At 36.5% G+C, this 21,559-nt stretch carries 19 protein-coding genes and 1 pseudogene; 18 read left to right on the top strand and 2 right to left on the bottom strand.

All coding sequences use genetic code 11. The features are described from left to right. The first annotated feature begins 221 nt into the window (after window positions 1-221). From IGK91_RS09425 to IGK91_RS09395, 7 genes are all read left to right on the top strand, one after another. Window positions 222-1,862 carry a malolactic enzyme gene (locus IGK91_RS09425; protein ID WP_010718666.1) on the top strand — a complete coding sequence of 547 codons (1,641 nt, stop codon included), beginning with the start codon at window positions 222-224 and terminating at the stop codon, window positions 1,860-1,862. 218 nt (window positions 1,863-2,080) lie between these two features. Beyond that, window positions 2,081-3,403, top strand: coding sequence for a 2-hydroxycarboxylate transporter family protein (locus IGK91_RS09420; protein WP_010718665.1), 1,323 nt, complete (start codon window positions 2,081-2,083; stop codon window positions 3,401-3,403). A 305-nt stretch (window positions 3,404-3,708) separates the two neighbouring features. Then, on the top strand, window positions 3,709-4,104 hold the full coding sequence (locus tag IGK91_RS09415; protein ID WP_010738034.1) for a DUF1310 family protein: 396 nt from the start codon (window positions 3,709-3,711) through the stop codon (window positions 4,102-4,104). A 26-nt stretch (window positions 4,105-4,130) separates the two neighbouring features. After that, window positions 4,131-5,156, top strand: coding sequence for an Mbeg1-like protein (locus IGK91_RS09410; protein ID WP_014834494.1), 1,026 nt, complete (start codon window positions 4,131-4,133; stop codon window positions 5,154-5,156). Next, entirely contained in the window at window positions 5,157-5,321 is a 165-nt protein-coding gene (locus IGK91_RS09405; protein ID WP_154650182.1) for a hypothetical protein, read from the top strand. A 16-nt stretch (window positions 5,322-5,337) separates the two neighbouring features. Next, window positions 5,338-5,655 carry a hypothetical protein gene (locus tag IGK91_RS09400; RefSeq protein WP_010738032.1) on the top strand — a complete coding sequence of 106 codons (318 nt, stop codon included), beginning with the start codon at window positions 5,338-5,340 and terminating at the stop codon, window positions 5,653-5,655. A 23-nt stretch (window positions 5,656-5,678) separates the two neighbouring features. Then, the gene (locus tag IGK91_RS09395; RefSeq protein ID WP_010738031.1) at window positions 5,679-5,927 is read left to right on the top strand and encodes a hypothetical protein; all 249 of its coding nucleotides are present in this window, start codon (window positions 5,679-5,681) and stop codon (window positions 5,925-5,927) included. Between the two features lie 184 nt (window positions 5,928-6,111). Here the strand turns inward: IGK91_RS09395 and IGK91_RS09390 are convergent, their stop codons facing one another. Further along, window positions 6,112-7,506, bottom strand: a complete 1,395-nt coding sequence (locus tag IGK91_RS09390; protein WP_010738030.1) for a PLP-dependent aminotransferase family protein — start codon at window positions 7,504-7,506, stop codon at window positions 6,112-6,114. 91 nt (window positions 7,507-7,597) lie between these two features. On the opposite strand from IGK91_RS09390, the gene IGK91_RS09385 reads away from it, so the two are divergent. The 9 genes and pseudogenes from IGK91_RS09385 (at window position 7,598) to IGK91_RS09345 (ending at window position 19,075) form a co-directional block, all read left to right on the top strand. Further along, a complete protein-coding gene (locus tag IGK91_RS09385; RefSeq protein WP_081123235.1) occupies window positions 7,598-8,563 on the top strand; it encodes an ornithine cyclodeaminase family protein in 966 nt (321 codons plus the stop codon). Window position 8,564: 1 nt separating this feature from the next. Continuing rightward, complete coding sequence (locus IGK91_RS09380; RefSeq protein ID WP_010738028.1) at window positions 8,565-9,356, top strand: PhzF family phenazine biosynthesis protein; 792 nt, start codon at window positions 8,565-8,567, stop codon at window positions 9,354-9,356. A 308-nt stretch (window positions 9,357-9,664) separates the two neighbouring features. Then, a complete protein-coding gene (locus IGK91_RS09375; protein ID WP_010738027.1) occupies window positions 9,665-10,771 on the top strand; it encodes an alpha-hydroxy-acid oxidizing protein in 1,107 nt (368 codons plus the stop codon). 262 nt (window positions 10,772-11,033) lie between these two features. Then, on the top strand, window positions 11,034-12,104 hold the full coding sequence (locus IGK91_RS09370) for an ABC transporter permease (RefSeq protein WP_081123234.1): 1,071 nt from the start codon (window positions 11,034-11,036) through the stop codon (window positions 12,102-12,104). Between the two features lie 12 nt (window positions 12,105-12,116). Next, window positions 12,117-12,788, top strand: coding sequence for an ABC transporter ATP-binding protein (locus tag IGK91_RS09365; RefSeq protein WP_010718656.1), 672 nt, complete (start codon window positions 12,117-12,119; stop codon window positions 12,786-12,788). 21 nt (window positions 12,789-12,809) lie between these two features. Beyond that, on the top strand, window positions 12,810-13,382 hold the full coding sequence (locus IGK91_RS09360; RefSeq protein WP_181934384.1) for a TetR/AcrR family transcriptional regulator: 573 nt from the start codon (window positions 12,810-12,812) through the stop codon (window positions 13,380-13,382). A gap of 278 nt (window positions 13,383-13,660) precedes the next feature. Further along, window positions 13,661-14,035 carry a hypothetical protein gene (locus IGK91_RS09355; protein WP_181934383.1) on the top strand — a complete coding sequence of 125 codons (375 nt, stop codon included), beginning with the start codon at window positions 13,661-13,663 and terminating at the stop codon, window positions 14,033-14,035. Window positions 14,036-14,080: 45 nt separating this feature from the next. Next, window positions 14,081-16,306 (top strand): hypothetical protein, encoded by a 2,226-nt coding sequence (locus tag IGK91_RS09350; protein WP_161440085.1) that lies wholly within the window; start codon window positions 14,081-14,083, stop codon window positions 16,304-16,306. Window positions 16,307-16,762: 456 nt separating this feature from the next. Continuing rightward, a pseudogene (locus tag IGK91_RS09345) lies at window positions 16,763-19,075 on the top strand (glycosyl hydrolase family 18 protein). Between the two features lie 266 nt (window positions 19,076-19,341). On the opposite strand, the gene rnhC reads toward IGK91_RS09345, so the two are convergent. Then, entirely contained in the window at window positions 19,342-20,256 is a 915-nt protein-coding gene (gene rnhC, locus IGK91_RS09340; RefSeq protein WP_010738021.1) for a ribonuclease HIII, read from the bottom strand. Window positions 20,257-20,477: 221 nt separating this feature from the next. Between rnhC and zapA the strand changes: the two genes are divergently transcribed. Beyond that, complete coding sequence (gene zapA, locus IGK91_RS09335; RefSeq protein ID WP_081123231.1) at window positions 20,478-20,915, top strand: cell division protein ZapA; 438 nt, start codon at window positions 20,478-20,480, stop codon at window positions 20,913-20,915. A 21-nt stretch (window positions 20,916-20,936) separates the two neighbouring features. After that, window positions 20,937-21,485 carry a CvpA family protein gene (locus tag IGK91_RS09330; protein WP_010718650.1) on the top strand — a complete coding sequence of 183 codons (549 nt, stop codon included), beginning with the start codon at window positions 20,937-20,939 and terminating at the stop codon, window positions 21,483-21,485. Window positions 21,486-21,559: the final 74 nt, after the last annotated feature.

Raw genomic sequence — 21,559 nt, 5'->3', positions numbered from 1 at the left:
AAAGTGAATCGCGGTAGTTGGTCGTTCCTTCATTTGGTCATGGAGCCAGAAAGCGAGTCATTGTATTCAACGAGAGTGTCATACAAATGCAATGCTCATAAAAATATAGTTTATAAGGAAAAGTGACATATAAATAAAATTTATGGTAGGTATTAGTTTTGACTATATTCTTTTCTCACGCCTATACTTCCCTTGTTACTAAAACCTAGGAGGAATTAGCTATGTTGACAGGATTAAACTTATTAAATAATCCATTTTTAAATAAAGGAACAGCTTTTACGAAAGAAGAACGTGCGAAATATGGGATTACAGGTATGTTGCCAAGCACAGTCCAAACGTTAGAGGAACAATCGATTCAAGCATACGGACAATATTTGAGTAAACAAAGTGATCTTGAAAAACGAATCTTCTTAATGAATTTATTCAATACAAACCGGACACTCTTCTATAAATTAATGGGACAACATTTAGTTGAGTTTATGCCAGTTGTTTATGATCCAGTCGTTGCGGATTCAATCGAACAATACAATGAAATTTTCTTAAAACCGCAAGATGCTGCGTTTCTTTCAATTGATGAACCAGAAAATATCAAAGCAAGTTTACAAAATGCTGCGGACGGTCGAGACATTCGCTTGATCGTGGTGACTGATGCAGAAGGAATCTTAGGCATGGGTGACTGGGGAGTCAATGGTGTAGATATTGCGATCGGTAAATTGATGGTTTATACAGCAGCTGCTGGAATCAACCCTGCCCAAGTATTACCTGTATCGATTGATGCAGGAACAAATAATGAAGAATTACTAAATAATCCATTGTATTTAGGAAATCGCCATCGTCGTGTGACAGGACAAAAATATTATGAATTTATCGATCAATTCGTTGATGCAGCAACGGATCTTTTCCCAGAACTATTACTACATTGGGAAGATTTTGGACGAGGAAATGCTGCAACGATCTTAGAAAAATATGAAGATAAAATCACTACTTTCAATGATGATATCCAAGGAACAGGGATTGTTGTTCTTGCTGGTGTACTAGGTGGACTGAATATTTCTGGAGAATCATTGAAAGATCAAACGATTTTGACTTTTGGAGCCGGTACTGCGGGCGTAGGTATTGCCAATATTCTATTAGACGAAATGATTCGTCAAGGTGTATCAGAAGAAGAAGCTCGAAAACACTTTTATCAAGTAGACAAACAAGGGTTATTATTTGAAGATACAGAAGGTTTGACTCCAGGACAAATTCCTTTTGCTCGAAAACGATCTGAATTTACTAATTCTGCTGAACTAACAACTTTAGAAGCGGTCGTAAAAGAAATTCATCCAACAATCATGATTGGGACATCGACTCAACCAGGTGCGTTTACGGAAGAAATCGTTAAGGAAATGGCAAGCCATACACCACGTCCAATCATCATGCCATTGTCTAATCCAACGAAATTAGCGGAAGCGAAAGCCAAAGATTTAATTGAATGGACTGATGGGAAAGCATTAGTAGGAACTGGGATTCCGGCAGCAGACGTGGAATACCAAGGAGTAACTTATCAAATCGGACAAGCAAACAATGCGTTGATGTATCCAGGGTTAGGACTTGGTTTGATTGCTTCAACGGCTACACGTGTGAATGCTGAGATCATTTCTCAAGCAAGTCGTGCATTAGGTGGAATCGTTGATGTTACACAACCAGGCGCAGCAATTTTACCTCCAGTTGCGAAGATCACTGAATTTTCTCAAACAATTGCAGAAACAGTAGCGAAATCTGTTGTTTCTCAAAAATTGAATCGTGAAGAAATCACTGATATCAAAGCAGCAGTGGAATCTGCTAAATGGGTACCAGAATACCAAGAGTTAGACAAATAAGCTTGACCAAATTTCTAAAACAAAGTGAATGAAGGATTAGTTGAGCACAATCATACACAGAGTACGTTAATCGGTGAAAGGAAAGCAGCTGATTAGGTGCAACGAGGTGAAAAATGGGAATCACCTGATGAAGAAGCTATAAAAATCAGATATTGAACTATTTTTCAACGTACCTCAGCCTTTCACCGTGCTTTTTTATTCAGAAAGGATCTGTATGAATGACACAAAGAGAAGAATCAACTACAAAAGTTGAAGAAAAAACAAAAGAAGGATTTTGGACAACTAAGATTACTGGAGTAAGTCTTCCTATCTATTTTGTTATGGTATTAGTCCTGATCGTTGCAATGGCACTTGGAAAATTACCAACGAATATGATTGGTCCGATCGCTGTTCTAGTGATATTCGGGAATTTATTTCATTTTATTGGTACAAAAATCCCAATCGTTAGAAGTTATCTAGGTGGAGGTTCCGTATTTGCGATCTTTGCCTCAGCTGCAATTGCGACTTTTGGTATATTACCAGAATACGTGGTGAAAGCTACTGAAAATTTTGTAAGTAACATGGGTTTCTTAGATTTTTATATCGCAGCTTTAATCACTGGGAGTATTTTAGGGATGAATCGTAATTTACTAATGAAAGCATCGGTACGTTTCATTCCAGTAGCACTTATTTCAATGATTGTCTCGTTTTTTGCTGTTGGTCTAGTTGGAATGTTAATTGGTAATGGGTTTGGACGTTCCGTACTGTATATCTCTTTACCAGCAATGGCTGGAGGAGTTGGAGCTGGCGCAGTTCCATTATCTACGATTTATGCGAACGTCTTAGGAACAAATGCTTCCTCTATTATTTCTCAATTACTCCCAGCTACAGCAATGACTAATGTCTTAGCCATCATTGGAGCAGCTTTGGTTGCTCGTGCAGGAAAATCAATGCCTAAATTGAATGGTGAAGGCAAACTTATGGCAAAAGGCGATCTTGGTGACGGTAAACCACGGAATGTGAAACCATCGATCCCTCAATTAGGTGTAGGTCTAATGGTGTCATTGACATTCTTTATTTTAGGACAAATCGGCAACTACTTTGTGCCAAAAATCCATGCGTATGCGTTCATGATCATCATTGTCGTGATTTGTAAAATTACAAATCTCTTACCTGATTATTATGAGGATGCAGCAATTATGTTCAATAATCTGATCGTTAAGAATTTAACAGCAGCTGTCCTTGCAGGAATAGGGATTGCGCTATTGAATCTAAATGTCTTAGCTTCAGCGTTAACTTGGCAATTCGTTGTTTTATGTTTGACAAGTGTTGTAGCAATCTCGCTCACTTCAGGATTCGTGGGACGTTTGTTCGGTTTGTACCCAGTTGAATCAACCATTACAGCTGGATTGTGTAACAATTCAATGGGTGGTACAGGGAACGTAGCAGTATTATCTGCGGCTAATCGAATGGAACTAATTGCTTTTGCGCAAATGGGAAATCGTTTAGGCGGTGCAATCGTCTTGATCATTTCAGGATTTTTGATGCAACTATTTTCTTAAGGAACGAAGACAATAATTTTTTCCTTACTTTAATCGATAAGAAAAACATAGATCTGGAACAACGTTTGTTCCAAATCTATGTTTTTTTGTTTACATTCTTCTAATTGAGCAGGAACTACCCATGATGAAAGTCACGAGTGTACTCGGCTAATTCATCAAACCAAAAGCATGAATCGTAAAAGAAACCAGATCAACAAAAAAATTGGGTTTATCTGACAAAAATCTTCAAGTACTTGCGTATCTCTATTATGAAAAGAGAATGACGAACGTGTTGGTCAAATAGATAGAAAACAGGAAGAGGATTTATGAAAAAACAAAACATGTTGTATCGTTTAATGAAAATTTTAGGGATAGCAGTAATCATAATCGGAGGGATTGTGTACATGAAACAAAAGCAGCTTAATGAAGAAATGGTCAATATGATTAAGAGTGACCGAGTAGCGCAACTGATCGAATCTGAGTTAAAACGGTTAGATCCCAAAGCATTAGCAGCTGAAGGAATCGTCCATTCGTATGAAATTGATTACGAAAGTATTGAACCTAATCGTTTAGGAGGAATCAACGTTGAATTGATCATTAATCAAGATGAAGAGTTAACATTAGGATTGGTAGTCAATGAGCGCAGGAACCAATTAGTGAATGATGGATTAGTTCTCTCAGAAAAACTAGATAGGCTGATTGAGAGAGCGGATCAGTTATGAGTATGACTGATGAAGAGAGAATAAAAATGATAAGCCAAAGCTATATGAATCTCGAAGTGAACAAAAAAATTTCAGTGAATCGTCAAACATATGGTTATGTATCAAAGATAATAGATAACAAAAAAAGTGGAGAAAAAAGTTTTATCATTACCGACGGAAATCCAAAAGTGCAAAAGCCAAAAGAAGTGAAACAGATAACTATCCTTTATCAAGGCTCGATAGGGATCAATAAAATACTGGTAAATCCTGGAGATGTATGGCGAGATTGGGGAGTAAATAATCTTCCTACGGCTGTCCAAGTGATCAATGCAGGAGGAGCAACTGCGATGCCGCAATTAAAGTCTGCTGCTCATACATTACAAGAAACCATGCAAATGTATCCCAATGCCAAAGTTTCAGTATACGGCCATTCTTTAGGTTCAATGAATGGACAATATGCTATTTCAGATTTGCCGACTGCTTTTCATGATCGGCTAGAGGGAGTATATCTCTACCAAGGCCCCAACATTTACAGTATTTTAAATCCCAGACAACAAGCAGCGGCAGATAAATTAACGAATGAAGGAAAGATTTTCAATTTTATTGACACAAGAGATTTAGTACCAATCGGGTATTCACTGACAAAAAAACAAGTGGGCACAGTAATTGAAGTGACATCTAAAAAAGTGAAGTTGGGCAAACAGCATATGTTGGGCGGTTATTTATTTGATCAAGATGGGAATCTAGTGACACAATCTAAAGGGATTATCCAATTAGCAAAACATCAAACAAGCAAAGAGTTGGATCGGCTCGCTGAGATTCATCATCAATTTAGTCACAGCGGTAAAGGAATTTCTTCTTCACAAGAGATTTTTTTAGATGCGATGCAAGCGAAAACGATTACCTTGGGATACAAACAAGCGATTCAATCTGAGATAGACACAGTGGTCAAGTGGCTAAACAATGAGATTGAACAGGCTAATCTTCTTTGGAGCCAAACGAAACGGGATACGAACCGCTGGGGTGAACATTTGAATGATACCGAAAAAATGGCTATTCTGGCAGAAAATTAGGTGACAGAGTACACACTAGTCCGTCAGCCAGTGGCTACCTATGAACAACAACTAACCCTATTGCAAAAGGTCCAACATGAATTAGATGCGCTACTGAAACAGATAGTTACCACCATTGAAGAACAGGTGAGGACAGATAAAACATTGTCCCAATATCTTTCATAAAATGGAGGGGTTATGGATGAAAAAAGGTGAAGGACAGTCTCAACCTATGGAAAAACAGTTATATTCAGAAAAAAAACAATTAGAAAATCAACTCGACCAACTAAAGAAAGAAAAAAGTAAATTTGATCATTACTTAGATCACTTAGCAGACCAGTTCCATGATTTTTTGTTTTTTGATGTTTCCCCCCACAGAAAACAGTTCTATCATCTGTTAAATGATAGTAAAGAAGAGGCGGAAAGGATTTTTCGCAGAGAGAAAAGAATGATCGAATGTCGCATTGAATGTCCATTAGTAGAGAAGTATTCTGCTTTAGAGAAAGAATCTAACAACTAATAAAAACGAAACGGGAGAAAAACATGTTTGAAGAATTACAAAGAACATTGGAGAAACAACTCATACGGCTTATTGTTGCAACACCAAGTCATGCCACATCGCAAAATAGAAAAAAGTTAACTAAGCTAACGCTTCAACAGAAGAAACAAACGTTGAAACAGCTGACTACAAGTTATGCAAATCATTTAAGTCACGTTTCTAAAGGAACATGGGTCAAGACAGCTATCCAAGTGATCGAAAGAACGGCGAATCAATTCGAATGGCTTACTTAAGGAAGTAAAAAAGTTGAGCATGAAGTTGTGCTAAACTTTTTTACTACGAGTAAATGATCGATTCAATGATGAACCGCAATAACAAGAGAAGACGTTCTAAATCAAAGGAGTGATGGATCTTCTCTTGTTTGCCAGTGATTGAATGATTTTTTGAGTATACCTAAGAATAGAAACTAAAAAAAAATCATAAATAAGCATCGATTTCTTCTTTAATGATCCGTAATCCTTTTTTTAAAATCTCCAAATGATTGGATGATAGGGCGATTCGGATAAAAGGATCAGCTTGTTGTTGACTAGTGAAGCGATTCGAGTGATAGATTCTTATCCCTTTGTTCAAAAAATGTTGTTCTACATCTAAGGGAGAAATATCGGCTCGGATCGGAATATTTCGATAATAAGGATAAGGATTCGAAGGACGAGGTAAATCAAAATACGCATCAAAGCAGTCATTTGCTTCGGCTGTTCGCTTTAATTTTGTTGTTAAGATTTTCTGGACTGTTTCTGGTGAGTGCAAGATTTGAGTGATGATTTCTGCATCTAAACCAGATGTTTTGACGTTTATATTAAAGATTGCTCGTTCAATTCGTTCTCTTAAACGTTCTGGGAATACAAGATAGGCTACACGAAGACCTGAACAAATGAATTTGGTCATTCCTGACAAGTAAATGGTTTGGTCAGGTAGCAGCTGTTGAAACGGTGGCAAAACTTGTTGTTGAAAATGGGTCGTTAAAAAAGAATGAATATCGTCTTCAATAACTAATAACTTTTCTTTGGAAATAATAGCTTTCAATTCATTACGCCGTTGGAGAGACAGTTGAAAACCGATGGGGTTATTACAAGAAGGCATCAGATAAATCCCTTTTATTTTCTTTTTATGACACTCTTGTAGCAATAATTCAGGTTTCATTCCTTCTTGGTCGAAATCGATCGGAACTACTTCTAAGTGATACAAATGCGCTAACTCAATAAAATTGGAATAGGTATATCGGTCAATAGCGATTCGATCTCCAGGAGAAAAAAAGGCGGCAAGTGTCACAGCAAGACCATTTTGAACACCAGAAACGATTGCGGTATGATGAATCGTTGTTTGAACACCTTGAGTCTGTAACCACTCGACTGCCGTCTTTAATTGAAAATTGGTTCCCATAGGGTCACGATAATTCAATAAACCCACGATATTGGGGTTGAGACTGACTGAATGGATAAAAGGCAGTACAAGATGGTTGCAGTCTTCAAAAGAACTAACTAATCCAAAATCAATCACATGCTCAGCTACTTGATTAGTTGAAATCGTGATTGAAGTAAAAGCATTAGGGGAAACGAACGTACCACTTCCAATATTCGTGTACAAGAGACCTTTCTCAATACCATATTTATAGGCCTGACCGACAGTTGTAAAATTGATATCTAAATAGTCGGCTAATTCTCTCTGAGAAGGAAGTTGGGTATTTTTTTGTAACTTACTTGTAAGAATATCTTCTTCTAGCTGTTGGATCAGAGATTTATAGATGGGGCGTGTTAATTTTGTTTTATCAGGTCGCCAAGTGATCGGATAATCTTCATAAGAATTTATGGGCATTTTATTCACCTCTAAAATTGTATTCCATACAATTATACTATTGAATGTATATAATTCAATGATAATATATGGACGTGAGGGGGAGATTTTTATGAGAAAAATCGATTTTGAAGAAGCAGTATCACGATTAGATTTTCAAGAGGCAATTGAAGTAATGCGTCAGTGTTTTAGCGATTATGGCGAAGGAAAAATTAGTCAAAATACACGTATGGTAGAGATTTTGCCAGATGGTAAAAACAAAAATGTTTTTGCGATGATGCCTGCTTATCTTGGTAAAGATCGTTATTTTGGTGCAAAAATCATTACTGCATTTCCTGATAATCATTTACAAGGACTATCTTCACATTTGGGGGAAATTCTATTATTTGATTCTAAAAACGGTGTACCTGTAGCGCTAATCAACGCGAATGCAGTCACTTGGATTCGTACCGCTGCAGTTTCCGCTTTAGCCACTGATATATTGGCGAAAAAAGAAGCGGCATCATTAGCTTTAATCGGGGCTGGACAACAAGCAAGCTCGCATTTGAATGCGATCTGTGCTATACGTTCAATCAATAAAGTATCTGTCTATGACTTGAGTAAAGAAAGAAGTCAACAATTTATTGAGGAAATGCAAACAGCATACCCGGAAATTGAATTTTCAAGTGGAGAAACACTCGCAGAAACAGTGCAACAAGCTGAGATCATTTGTACACTAACACCTAGTAAAGAGGCGTTTTTGAAAAAAGAATGGCTTACTCCTGGTGCGCATATCAATGCTATTGGTACGTTTACACCAGATACACGTGAAATCACTAGTGAGTTGATGAAAAGCAGTGCCATCTATGTCGATGATTATGAAGCTGCAATGAAAGAAAGTGGGGATCTACTGATTCCGATTGCTGAAGGAGAATTATCAGAATCAGCGATCTCAGGCTCGTTAAGTGAATTGGTTTCAGGAAAAAGATTATTAAAAGACCAACAAGAAACAATCACGATTTTTGATGCCGTTGGCTTAGCGATTGAAGATCTATGTTGTGCAGAATATATTTATCAAAAAGTTAAGGAGTCTGAATAAAATGAAGTTAAGTTATTATGTTGTTGATGCATTCACACAAGAAGTGTTTAAAGGGAATCCAGCAGCAGTCTACGTTTTAGAGAAGTGGTTACCAGATACGGTGATGCAAAAAATTGCTATTGAGAATAACTTATCTGAAACAGCATTTACTGTCAAAAAGGAGGAACACTATGAGTTACGTTGGTTTACTCCGGATCGTGAAATCGACTTATGTGGACATGCTACTTTAGCAACAGCGTTTGTTTTGTTCAATTATTATGGGGTAGAGGAAGAAACAATCAAATTTACTAGTCAAAGTGGCGAACTTCTTGTGACAAAACAACAAGAAACTTACTATATGGATTTTCCAAGTATCATGCCTAAAAAAGTAGCAATTTTACCTGAATACGAAAAAGCGATCGGTGCAAAAATCAAAGCTGCTTATTTAGCGCGAGATTTATTTTTTGAACTGACAGATGAAGAAACCGTAAAACAGTTGCAACCAAACTTTTCAGCTATTAAAAATTTTGATTTGGGCGTTGGCGTGATCGTAACCGCACGTGGTCAGAAGGAAGATTTTGTTTCTCGTACATTTTTCCCGAAATTAACGATCAATGAAGATCCCGTTTGCGGTTCTGCTCATTCCAATCTTATTCCTTATTGGGCAAATAAATTAAGTAAGAAAAAAATGATTGCCCATCAGCTTTCACCAAGAGGTGGCTACCTTGATTGTGAGTTACGAGGGGAGCGGATCATGATTGGTGGAGAAGCAGTGCTATTCGCTCAAGGAGAAGCTTATATTCCAGAAAAATAAGCATCGCAAATGAAGCAGGAGTTCCCTCTGACAATCTATACCTTTTTCTTCTAGGGCGATTTCCAGAGGATAGAAGTAAGCCTGTTTTTAGAGATACTAGAAGAGGCTGAGGCAGGTTTTGGCTTAGTCTCTTCTTTTCAACCATAATATTGAAGCTTTCCTAGAAACTCTCTCTATTATTTTACTACTACTTTACTGCTAGAGTTCAAACAGATTATTTGCCTGTATCATTTTTGAGAGGTACGATAATAATGCAAACGCTATCATAAAATTTATGGTTCTTAATTCGAGAGAAAGAAGGCTTTATTATGGAAAAAGTTTATCAAGCTGGTACACATGAAGGGATGATTGATTTCATCAATATGGAAGATCTGGAATTAGCAGCTACTCAAGTAATCCCTAGTGGTGGATATGGCTATATCAGTAGTGGTGCAGGGGATTTGTTTACTTATCGAGAAAATCAAAAAGCCTTTAATCATCAATTGGTTATCCCTCATGTTTTGAAAGATGTGGAATTACCTGATACAACGACCTATTTTTCTGATGAAACATTAGCCGCACCAATCATTATGGCACCAGTAGCAGCGCATGGATTAGCCCATGAACAAGCTGAAAAAGCTTCGGCTAAAGGAGTATCAGAATTTGGAACGATCTATACAGCTAGTTCTTACGCTTCTTGTACCTTGGAAGAAATTAGAGCAGCTGGTGGTCCTGAAGCTCCTCAGTGGTTTCAGTTTTATATGAGTAAGGACGATGGGATCAACTTGGATATCTTGGAAATGGCAAAAAGAAACGGAGCAAAGGCGGTTGTTTTAACAGCTGATGCAACAGTTGGCGGAAATCGTGAAACAGATCGGCGAAATGGTTTTACTTTTCCGTTGCCCATGCCAATCGTTCAAGCTTACCAATCGGGAGTCGGTCAAACGATGGATGCAGTCTATAAATCGTCTAAACAAAAATTAAGTCCAAAAGATATCGAATTTATTACGACCCATTCAGAGTTGCCAGTTTATGTCAAAGGGGTACAATCAGAAGATGATGTGTATCGTTCTCTTGATGCTGGTGCACAAGGGATTTGGGTCTCCAATCATGGTGGTAGACAGTTAGATGGTGGTCCAGCTTCTTTTGATTCATTACGCTATGTAGCTGAAGCTGTGGATAAACGTGTACCGATCGTATTTGATAGCGGTGTTAGACGAGGGCAACATATCTTTAAAGCGATTGCTTCAGGAGCTGATTTAGTTGCCATTGGTAGACCAGCCATTTATGGACTTTCTTTAGGAGGAAGTACAGGAATCAAACAAGTATTTGATTTTTTCAAAACAGAACTTGAAATGGTCATGCAATTAGCTGGAACTCAAACTGTTGAAGACATCAAAAACGCAAAATTGAGAGAAAATCGTTTCATGTGTTAAGACAAAAAATCGGTTTATCAATAGGGATTAAGTAGCAAAATAGCTTGAACAGATAGTGACTTTGGATAGCATTTTTGAATGATCGTGCTTGTTTTAGGAAAGAAAATTTCAACAAGTTATTAACCAGTTTTATAGCGATAATCAAACGGTAAGGCAAACTTATTTAGCCTTACCGTTTTTTTGTGAGCAGATTATTCCTCTAAAAATTTATCAAGTGATAAACTTGTATTATTGTTTAATAAACTTTTAAAGGAGGAGTTAGATGTTTTTAGCATTAAATGAAATCATACATTCAAAATTACGCTATGCGTTGGTTGCTGGGGTGATGTTTTTAATTGCATATTTGGTCTTTTTTTTAACCGGTTTAGCGTATGGACTGGCACAAGATAACCGAACGGCTGTCGATAAGTGGGAGGCAGACTATATTGTACTGTCAAAAGATGCCAATACGAACCTAGGGATGTCAATGATCACGAAAAAGACAGCGCAAGAAGTAAAAGGGGATAAGGTGGCTTACTTAGCACAAACACCAGGGGTCGTAACCAGTAAAGACAACGATGAGGCAGGAAAAATCAATGTGAGTTTTTTTGGTATTGATCCAGATCAATTTATCATGCCTAATATTGTTGAAGGTAAGGCCTTTGTTGGGAACGATGAAGCAGTGGGTGATATTAGCTTAAAAGAAGAGTATGGTCTAGGAATTGGCGATACAGTTAAACTTTCTGGTAGTGACAAAACCTTTCGATTAACTGGATTTACCGAAAATGCGAAGTTCAATGTATCGCCAGTTTTATATACAACACTTGATGCTTACCAAGAAATTCGTTTTGAAAAAACAGATACAAGTAAGAATGCTCGAATCAACGCGGTGGTTGTTAGAGGACAGATAGATGATTTACCAAATGATCTTGAAAAAATCAGCATTTCTAAATTTATCAATGAATTACCTGGCTATAGTGCGCAAGTACTCACTTTTGGTTTTATGATCGGCTTTTTGATCGTGATTGCAGCGATTGTAATCGGAATTTTCATTTATGTGTTGACCATGCAAAAAATCAATATTTTTGGTGTTTTGAAGGCGCAAGGAATGACAGGAGGGTTTATCGCTCGCTCAGTAGTGGCCCAAACTTTCTTACTCTCATTCTTTGGGATCGGTCTTGGTTTGTTGGGAACAGTGGGGACCTCGTTCCTTTTACCAGATACCGTACCTTTTCAAAGTAATTGGTTATTTTTCGGAGTTATCAGTGTTTTGATGTTAGTGGTCGCCATTTTAGGTGCGCTGTTTTCGGTACGAGCAATTGTAAAAATCGATCCGTTGAAGGCAATTGGTTAGGAGATGAAAAAAATGAAAGCAATCGAATTTAAAGATGTCGAAAAGAATTTCAAAGATGGTGATCAAATCGTCCACGCACTGAAAAAAACCAATGTCAGTGTAGATAAAGGCGAATTTGTTGCGATCATCGGTCCTTCTGGTTCAGGAAAAAGTACTTTCTTGACCATTGCAGGTGGCTTACAAACACCTAGTAAAGGGTCTGTTTTGATCAATGGGCAAGAGTTTAGTGCTCAACCTGAGAATCAGCGGGTAAAATTACGTTTTAAGGAAATCGGATTTATTTTACAAGCGTCTAATTTGGTTCCATTTTTATCGGTTAAAAAGCAATTGATATTAGTGGATAAAGTCAAACATGAGAATCGTCAGAAAGAAGCGAATGAACTATTTGAACAGTTAGGTGTTGCCGAATTGGTCAATAAATATCCAGAAGAATTATCAGGAGGAGAACGGCAAAGAGTCGCCATTGCTAGAGCGCTTTACAACGATCCGTCCATTATTTTAGCAGATGAACCAACAGCCAGTTTAGATTCAGAAAAAGCAAGAGAAGTCGTAGATATTTTAGCGAAAGAATCGAAAGAAAAAAATAAAGCCATCATTATGGTCACCCATGATACACGCCTGATTGACAAATGTGATAAAGTGTTTATGATGGAAGACGGTGTTTTTCAAGAAAAAACAGAATAAGCATAAAAAGAAGGTGTGTATGTGGTTCATCGCTATAACAAAGACACGCAAAAAAAGATTTTACATGAAGCCAATCATTTGTTTATGTCAAAAGGCTATCTCGGCACGTCTACTCGTGAAATTGCTAAGAACGCTGGGATTACCCAACCCAATCTTTATCATTACTTTAGTGACAAAGAAAAACTTTACCAGGCAGTTCTGGAACAACATTTGAAAACAGTAGGGGACGATTTGAGGGAAATCGCCGCAACGGGTGCCGATGATTTTCAACAAACGTTAACTAAGATGGCTGAATATCTTATCGAAACCCATCTCATTGATTTGTTTATGATGCTGCATGATTTGAAGCTCAATCTTTCAGCTGAAACAAGAAATCATTTGTTTTGTTTATGGAAAAAGAATTATCGGGAACCTTTTGAAAAGATTTTTGCCAATCATCAACAACTATTACGAAAAAACGTCACACAGGAACTGGCAGCTAAACATTTTTTCCTTTTGCTAGCCCCTTATATTACTGAATCTGGTCATTCAGAGGAACAGCCTTTTGATGTGGCGACTTTGATCGATCTATACTTAAATGGGGTTATTGTTTAGCTTGTGACAATAACGGTAGTGTAAGCTCTGTTCGATTGGATGGATCTGATGCTTTTGAGACACCATTTGTCTCCAAAACATCAGATCTATTTCAAAGAACGAACACTTGCACACCGTTTTTTTGTGTTAATGTTGCGGATGGGATTCATTCGTTAGTTGAAGCGGCTTTTCTATTAGGGAATTTCAATAAATTTTTTTTTTTTGAAAAAAAAGGAACGTTTCTTCCTATTTTCCACTTTATACTTAAGCTCAATGAATAAACGAGAAGGGAAAGAGAAATGAAAAGAACTTTGTTCTATTTAGATAGGGATAGTTATGTTTGCTATTTATTAGAGAAAATCAAAGAGATAGATGAAAAACGAAGTATCGAACACCATTTATTAGTGGAAGGGGCAAATCGAAAGTCTATAGAGACAGTCAGTCAAATCAAGAAGATGGATTTCTTACCAATATTTAAGGATAAAACCCAGCAAGAGATAGTTAACGAAGCCACTCAATACTGTCAATCACTGCTAAATGTTTTTAATAGTGCGATAGGAAAAAAAACTATTACAAATTATCTTGTGCTACATGACCTGAGTCCAGAATTGACTAAAGAAATTGTTGAAGGACTAGTTTTTAAGGGAACTGTGAACAAACATGGATTTTTTTAAAAGATAGAAAAGAAAAAACAATTACATAAAAAGTACAATGAAACATTGGTCAAATATGGCACAAATGAAGGGATAAAAGCAATTGAAAATCAACTCATTTTAAATGAACTTCCTCGATCTGAATACAACAAAATAAGTGCAACAATTGGAGAATTTTTGTTTCCTACATGGGAGAATTCCAGATACTCTAAACAAATTACTTTGACGGCCAAAAGATGTAATGTATTTTTAGAGGATTTCGGTGAGACAGAAGGATTACTAGCTGTTCAATATTATTTATTGTTGCAAAATACATCAGCAGACAGAGCGAAGGATATACTTAATGAAGTTCAATTACCCAAGACAATCAATCAAAAAGAGTATAAAGACCTTCTCGTTGCAACGCTCTATTATAATAATATGGGGGCAACAGAAGTAGAAAATCGGCTAGTTCTACAAGGAGTAGATCGTAAATTTTTTAATCAGATAGGAGAAATTTTAAACATCAGTTTATTGCCTTCCTTGAAAGATGAACCTTTATCAAAGGAGGACAAAATAACTAAAGCAGTCAAATATTGCCAAAGTTTTTTAAATTACTGGTATCCAAACAAAGTAAATGGAGTTAAATCAGTCAATAATTACCTTATGTTGGAAGATTTCCCTCCTGCAATCAATATCGAAGTCATAGAGCGAATAAAAGATTCTATGAATGATGAGGATCGAAAAAATTTCCATTTTTGTTTAACTAGATATAGAAAATATAGCCAATTTGTTCGAGAATTAGGATCAGAAATGGGCAGAAAAAAATTCGAGAATTATTTTATTTTAACTTATCCTAGTTTACAACAGCTTCATCAAATAAATGAATACATCGATCAATCAATATTCCCAATGATAGATATGACTAAAAGAGGGGCAATTAGCACATTAGTTAATCGGTGCAATTCTTTTTTAGAAGACTTAGGACCAAAAAGAGGCTTTGTAGCGATTCAAAAATACTTATTGTTACAAAATACAGCGCCCAAGTATGTTGATAAAATTTTTAGAGATCTAAGGTTTCCTAAAACTATCAATAAATTTTATTTACAGAAACAATTCGAGGAAGTGTACAAGTGCCAATCGATGTTGATAGGATCTCAAGGAACTTTTGGAAAGAAACAATGTGAGGAATATCTTATCTCACAAGGAATGAATCGAACGCAGATCGATCAATTGAGTAAGATACTAAATGTCACCTTGCTTCCTTCTTTGAAGATGAAGTCGTCTCAAAAACTCATTGACGAAGTAGTCCAACGTTGTGAACGTTTTGAGCCATTGGCAACACGGAATTATCTCGTGCTTCAAGAGCTGCCTCCAGATATTCTTGAGGAAATTTTTACAAAAATCCCTTCAAAAGTAAATGTTGTTCTTGACAATAGTTATTTGACTATCAAAGAAGAAGTAAGACTTGTTAAGGAGTGCCAAGCATCTTTTAATAAGTTAGGGCTCATTGAGTGGAAAAAATCAAGTGAAAATGACCTTGCCTTAAGGGGGGCGAATCAAGAATTAGTCACATTGATCAATAACCATGTAAATGAAGAGTTATTCCCCAAAACTGGACGTTTATCTGGACAGTTGAATCGTTGTCACTCGTTTTTAAAGGATTTAGGTAATGAAAAAGGAATGAAGGCTATTGTTCATTTTCTATTATTTACAGAGAGACCACTAAAGGAAACACTTCATGTGATTGATGCGTTTGATTTTTCTTTGCCGGTTTCTTCAGATGCATTAAAGGTGAGCATCATTGAGAAGTATTGTGATCATATCGTACAAAAAAAGGATGATTGGCTCTGGCAAAGGAAAGAAATAGAAAATACATTGATTTCCATAGGTGCAAGTAGAAGAATCAGTAATCGATTAAGTGATCGTTATGAGATTCCATTATTTCCACCGATTTTTGATGGTAAACTCTCAGCAGATGAGATCAACAAAGGGAAAAGGGACATAAGGAAACGTTGTGATGAGTTAATCAAAGAGAACCGATCCAAGGGGGGACATATACATGCGCTGGTCAATTACTTTTTCTTACAAAAAATGCCAGTCAAAATTGCAAAAGAAACCATCAAAAAGCTAAAATTAGAGACCATCACTAAAGACGAGGTAAAAAGAGTCGTGTTAGCTAATTATTATACTTATCTTGGAGAAAAAAAACCACTAGCTGAACATTTAAAATCGGCTAAACGATACTTACGTACATTAAATTGTTTTAGAGAGCAGGAATCGCAGATTAAATATGATCGTCAATTTCGTTGAAAAAGTTTTCAGTTAAATGTTAATGATGAAACGAAAAGAATCAGGAAGATCCAACTCTAAGAGGATGCATTCAAAAATGAAAAAATCATACATAAAAAGATTCGCAGCATTTTGTCCAATTTATTTTGGTTAAATGCTTTTTTTGTTCTTTTATAAATATAAAAATAAAAAATAATAGTTATTTTAAATAAAGCAGTAAAAAAAGATGGAAAAGAGAAAAGAGAATAGGGATATTTATTAGTTATTTTAGATAACTATAAATATATAAATGTTAATATGCAACACAAAAATATCAAATCATTTGATGCTTTGATAAGATAATGTTAACCTTGTTTTGTAAGAGTTATCATTTTTTTGTTTTTTAGGAGGTTGGTTTATTAAAAATAACTGATTTATTTTATGGGTAATAAGTTTCATTAGGGGAGTTCGTATAGAAAAAGAGGGGAAGGGTTAAAAATGAAAAAGTTGAAAAAAATTAGTTTGGCAGCGATGTTATTTTCTTCTGTTATTTCTCTGACAACGCCATTATTCAGCCACAAAGAACATGTGCATGCTGAAGAAGCTCAGGAAATTACAAAAAAAGCGTCTTATCGTAATGTGATGTATTATGGTGATTGGTCGATTTGGGGAGGAGAACAAGAATTTTATCCTAAAGATATTGCCGCAGACCAATTGACGCATTTAAATTATGCCTTTTTAGATTTTGATAGTAATGGTGAGTTGAAATTTACAGATAAAGAAGCCGCTGTAGGCGTGCCAGCAGGTGAAGCAGAAGTCGGATGGGGAAATGCTGCTTCTGGATTGTTGAATGCGCTTCAAAATTTGCGTGGACAAAATAAAAACTTAAAAATTGGCGTGTCATTAGGTGGTTGGTCAAAATCGGGTGATTTTTCTGAAGTTGCAGCTAGTCCTGCGAAACGAAAAAAATTAGTGGAAAACATTACTAAATTCTTAAAATATACCAACATGGATTTCGTTGATATTGATTGGGAATATCCAGCAGATGTTCGTGAGCCTGATCGTGTCGACAACAAAAATGATGAAGGAACACCTAACGCAAAACCAGAGGATAAAGAAAATTATATTTTACTATTAAAAGATATTCGAGCGGCGATCGATAAACAAGGAGTGGAATTAGGTAAGACTTATGAACTTTCCGTAGCATTACCTGCGTCCCAAGGAATGTTGGACAAGGGAATTGACATCAAACAACTATTTGAAGTAGTTGACTTTGCGAATATGATGACTTATGACATGAATGGTGCTTGGAGTGCAACAAGTGGTCATCATACTGCACTTTATGGTAATCCTAACGACCCGAACTATGCAAATGGGTTGTCCGTTGATCAGACCGTTCGCTTTTTGAAAGAACATGGGGCTCCTTCAGAAAAAATCGTTATCGGCGCAGCTTTCTATACTCGTGGGTGGAATGAAGTAGCTAAAGGGACAGACCCAAATACTCCTGGATTATTCCAACCTGCTGAAAAAAGCAATAAAGATGCAGACCAAACGCCGACATATGGTGCGGACAATGAACATTCTCTGGCACTTGGGGATGGTGGCCGAGCAGGTGGAGTTTGGTCCTACCGAAACATTGATGAATTAAAAACTAAAATCCCGACTCTAAAAGAATATTGGGATGATACAGCCAAAGCACCATTTTTATACAGCGAAGTTTCAAAAGAGTTCTTTACCTATGACAATGTAAAATCAATTAATTACAAAACGCAATATGTGAAAGAGCATGAATTAGGCGGTGTAATCTCTTGGATGCAGTCGCAAGATAAGCCAACAACGAGTACGAAAAGAGATGAACTGACCAAAGCAATCAAAAATGGGTTGTTTGGTACAGAAAAACTTCCAGAGCATAAAATTGTATCAAGTGATCTAAATGTCGAGGTAGGAATTTCTACTTATTCTGAAAATAGTTCAAAAGGGTATGAATTAGTCATCAAAAATAAAGAAACACTAAATGAAAATTCGGACGTTTTATCAGCTATTGAATCTTCTCACAAGACAATTAAATTACCACGATACACTTTAGCGTTGAATTCAAATGAGATTCTTAGTAGTGGTGATTACAAAGCAGGCGAGGTTTCAACCTCAAATGGAACGGTGACGATCGATTTAAGTGGGGTTTATGAAGGAAAAGAGCTTAAACCAGGGGAGACATATACGTTTAGATTAAAATCAAATGCAACTGATGTATCCGTTGATCATATTGCTTCTATAAATCTAGCACAAAGAATTACAAAAGCCGGTATAGATATCTCGCAACAAACGATTTATGGAGAGGATTCAACTAATCCAACACCAACGCCAACACCAGATCCAGAAGATAAAGAAGCACCATCTATTCCGACTGATCTGACAGCTTAAAATGTGACAGAGACAAGCGTGACGTTGAACTGGATCGCTTCGACGGATAATAAAGGAGTAGCAGGTTATTATGTTTATCGTGACGGACAACAAGTTAGTCAAACAGCTACTACCAATTATATTGACAAATATTTAATGGCTGGTTCAACGTACATTTATACTGTAAAAGCGTTTGATCATTCTGGTAATGTTTCAGAACACAGTCAACCTTTGAGTGTGACAACACTAGATAGCACATCTTCATCAAAATATGAAGCATGGAGTGCTACAAATGTTTACAAAGCTGGTGATAAGGTGTCTCATAAAGGGCAAAACTATCAAGCTAAATGGTGGACAAGCGGGGAAGAACCAGGTACTGAACAATGGGGACCTTGGGAGTTGATTGATTAAATTGCTGGTTATTAATGGGTAAAACATACTAAGTTTTAACGTTTGGGACTAATTAATTGGCTCCCATCGCAGTGGAAAAAAGTTCTATTCTACTGTGATGGGAGTTTTTATGCTATCTAAAAGATCAGGCTATGCTCTTAAGGTCAAATGACCAATTGGATAGCCTGTTTTAAGAGGTCTTATGACCGTTGCTTCAACGCTTCATTCCTATAGAATGATTTCTGAAACAACGTTTATTATTTTTAGAATAAAGCGTTAAAGGGATATCATAAACTCATTTTTTTTGCTTTTTCAGTATTCGCAAAATGTAATTTTGCATAATTTGCTAACAAATCAACGCCACCTTGTTCAATGATTTTTGCAGCTATTCGATCCGACTTTGTTCCAGCGCCAGAAGGTAACTCTAAACCGACCTCTGCTGATTCTTTGGCTAATTCTTCTAGAAAACTTGCTCGGCTGATGATCGATGCCGCAGCTACCGCTAAGTGGTATTGTTCTCCTTTAGTCACAAAATAGAGTTTTTCTTGCACTTGATTTTTTTCCAAACGGACATACTTTTTATAATTGCTTTCTGGTGTAAACTGATCGATCAAGATTGCCTCTGGTTTGACAGGAGCAATTTTTTTCAGCAGTAGATGGATCGCTTGATTATGCAAAGCAACTTTCATACGCACAGCATTGTATTTCGGTTGGATCTCGTTATATTTTTTAGGCTCGAGTACTAAAAGTTGATAAGGGATCGTCTTCTTCAAGATACTAGCCAATTGAATGATTTGAGGATCTTTTAATTCTTTTGAATCACGAACGCCTAGTTTTTTTAGTTGTGTTAGTTGCTCCTTGGCCACGTAAGCAGCACAAACTGTCAATGGACCGAAGTAACTCCCATTTCCCACTTCATCACTTCCTAATACAGATAAAGATTCGATGTTCTTAGGCAAAGATGCAGCTGTTTTTCCAGCTTTGGGTTTTGCTGAAGCTGCCTTTCCCCATTGACTTGCTTCTTTTTCGGCATTTGCACCTTGGAACATGACTTTTCCTGAGGTGTATGCAGTGATGGTCGTGCCATTTTTTTTAGCAGCAAATACGGTATAAGGAATTTTTTTAGGTAAAAGATAAGAAAGATAAGCTTGTTTCATTTTTTCCATTTGGGCAGTCGTTACTTTGATGATAATATTACTCATTATGTACCTCCATTTTAGTTAAATTAATAAATTTAGATGCTTGTTAGATGAAAGATCCCTCAATAGTTCCTTGTCGTTCAGTTGGGGACGAGACATAGCATTTTTTCAAAGTTTATCATATAATGATAAGGTAAATATAAGAAAATTTGTGTACAACTGTTAAATCATTAATTTCATGGTACACTAGATAATAATTTTATCAATAGGGGGAAATGATTCGGATGGCGCACGAAAAAACACGCTATAAAGCAGTGATTGCCGACCAAAATTACACGATTATTGGACGTGAAACAAAGCACCATATGGATATCGTGACAAATTTGATCAATGAACAACTAAAAGAATTGAAGGATTTGTCTCCGCAAATCGATAATGAACAAGCAGCGATCTTAATGGCTGTCAATGCGCTCTCGGATCAATTAAAGAAGCAAGAAAGAAATCTCGAACTTGAAAAAGAAGTAGCAGATTTAAAGAAAAAAATGATCAAATTTGTGGAAATGGAAAATCGAATCAAAAGAATTGAAGCGATTGAAAACGAAGCACGAGAAGTGTTGAAAGAAAACGGACAAGCAGATCGAGAAATCAAGAATCATGTGGAAGCCCAACAAATTTTAAATGAAAAAAGAAAAGGTCAAATCAAACAAAAATCTTCAAATTGATGAAAGAGAAAGGAACAAGACATGTTAAGTCTTTTGATTTTATTTATCTTGCTGCTTGCATTTTTTTCAGGTGCGAGACGAGGATTTTCTATGCAGGTCGTTTATACGATCGGTTATATCTTGTCATTTATGGCAGCACAGCACTTTTATAAGGATCTAGCAAGTCGTCTGGAATTATATATTCCTTATCCTGCGGTAACATCTAATTCCCAAATGGTCTTTTTTGATCAGACATTTTCTTTCAGATTAGATGAAGCTTTTTATGCAGGAGTCGCCTTTTTGCTGATTTTATTTATCGGAGGATTGCTTACTCGTTTTATCGGGATTTTTGTTCATAGCTTGACCTATATTCCGATCCTAAAACAAGTCGATTGGCTTGCGGGAGGCATCTTATCTTTAATCGTTGCCTATGTCACGATATTTTTGCTCTTGAGTTTATTGACTTTTGTGCCAGTAGATATCGTTCAAAAACAATTTAGTGGAAATAGTCTTGCCCGCTTTATCGTAGAGCAGACACCATTTCTAACGAATAAAATCCATGATTTATGGATAACGAATGTGATAAACTAATCAAAAATTTTTTGTAAAAGTGTAACAGTAAGTAGTGAAAGAAAAAAACGAAGTTGTGACAGGACAGCAAAGAC

The sequence above is a fragment of the Enterococcus sp. DIV1208 genome, assembly GCF_050530455.1.
In the GTDB taxonomy this organism is placed as follows: domain Bacteria; phylum Bacillota; class Bacilli; order Lactobacillales; family Enterococcaceae; genus Enterococcus_B; species Enterococcus_B hirae.
The sequence above is the reverse complement of the archived record's forward strand: the minus strand, read 5'-3'. Positions and strand labels throughout refer to the sequence as shown.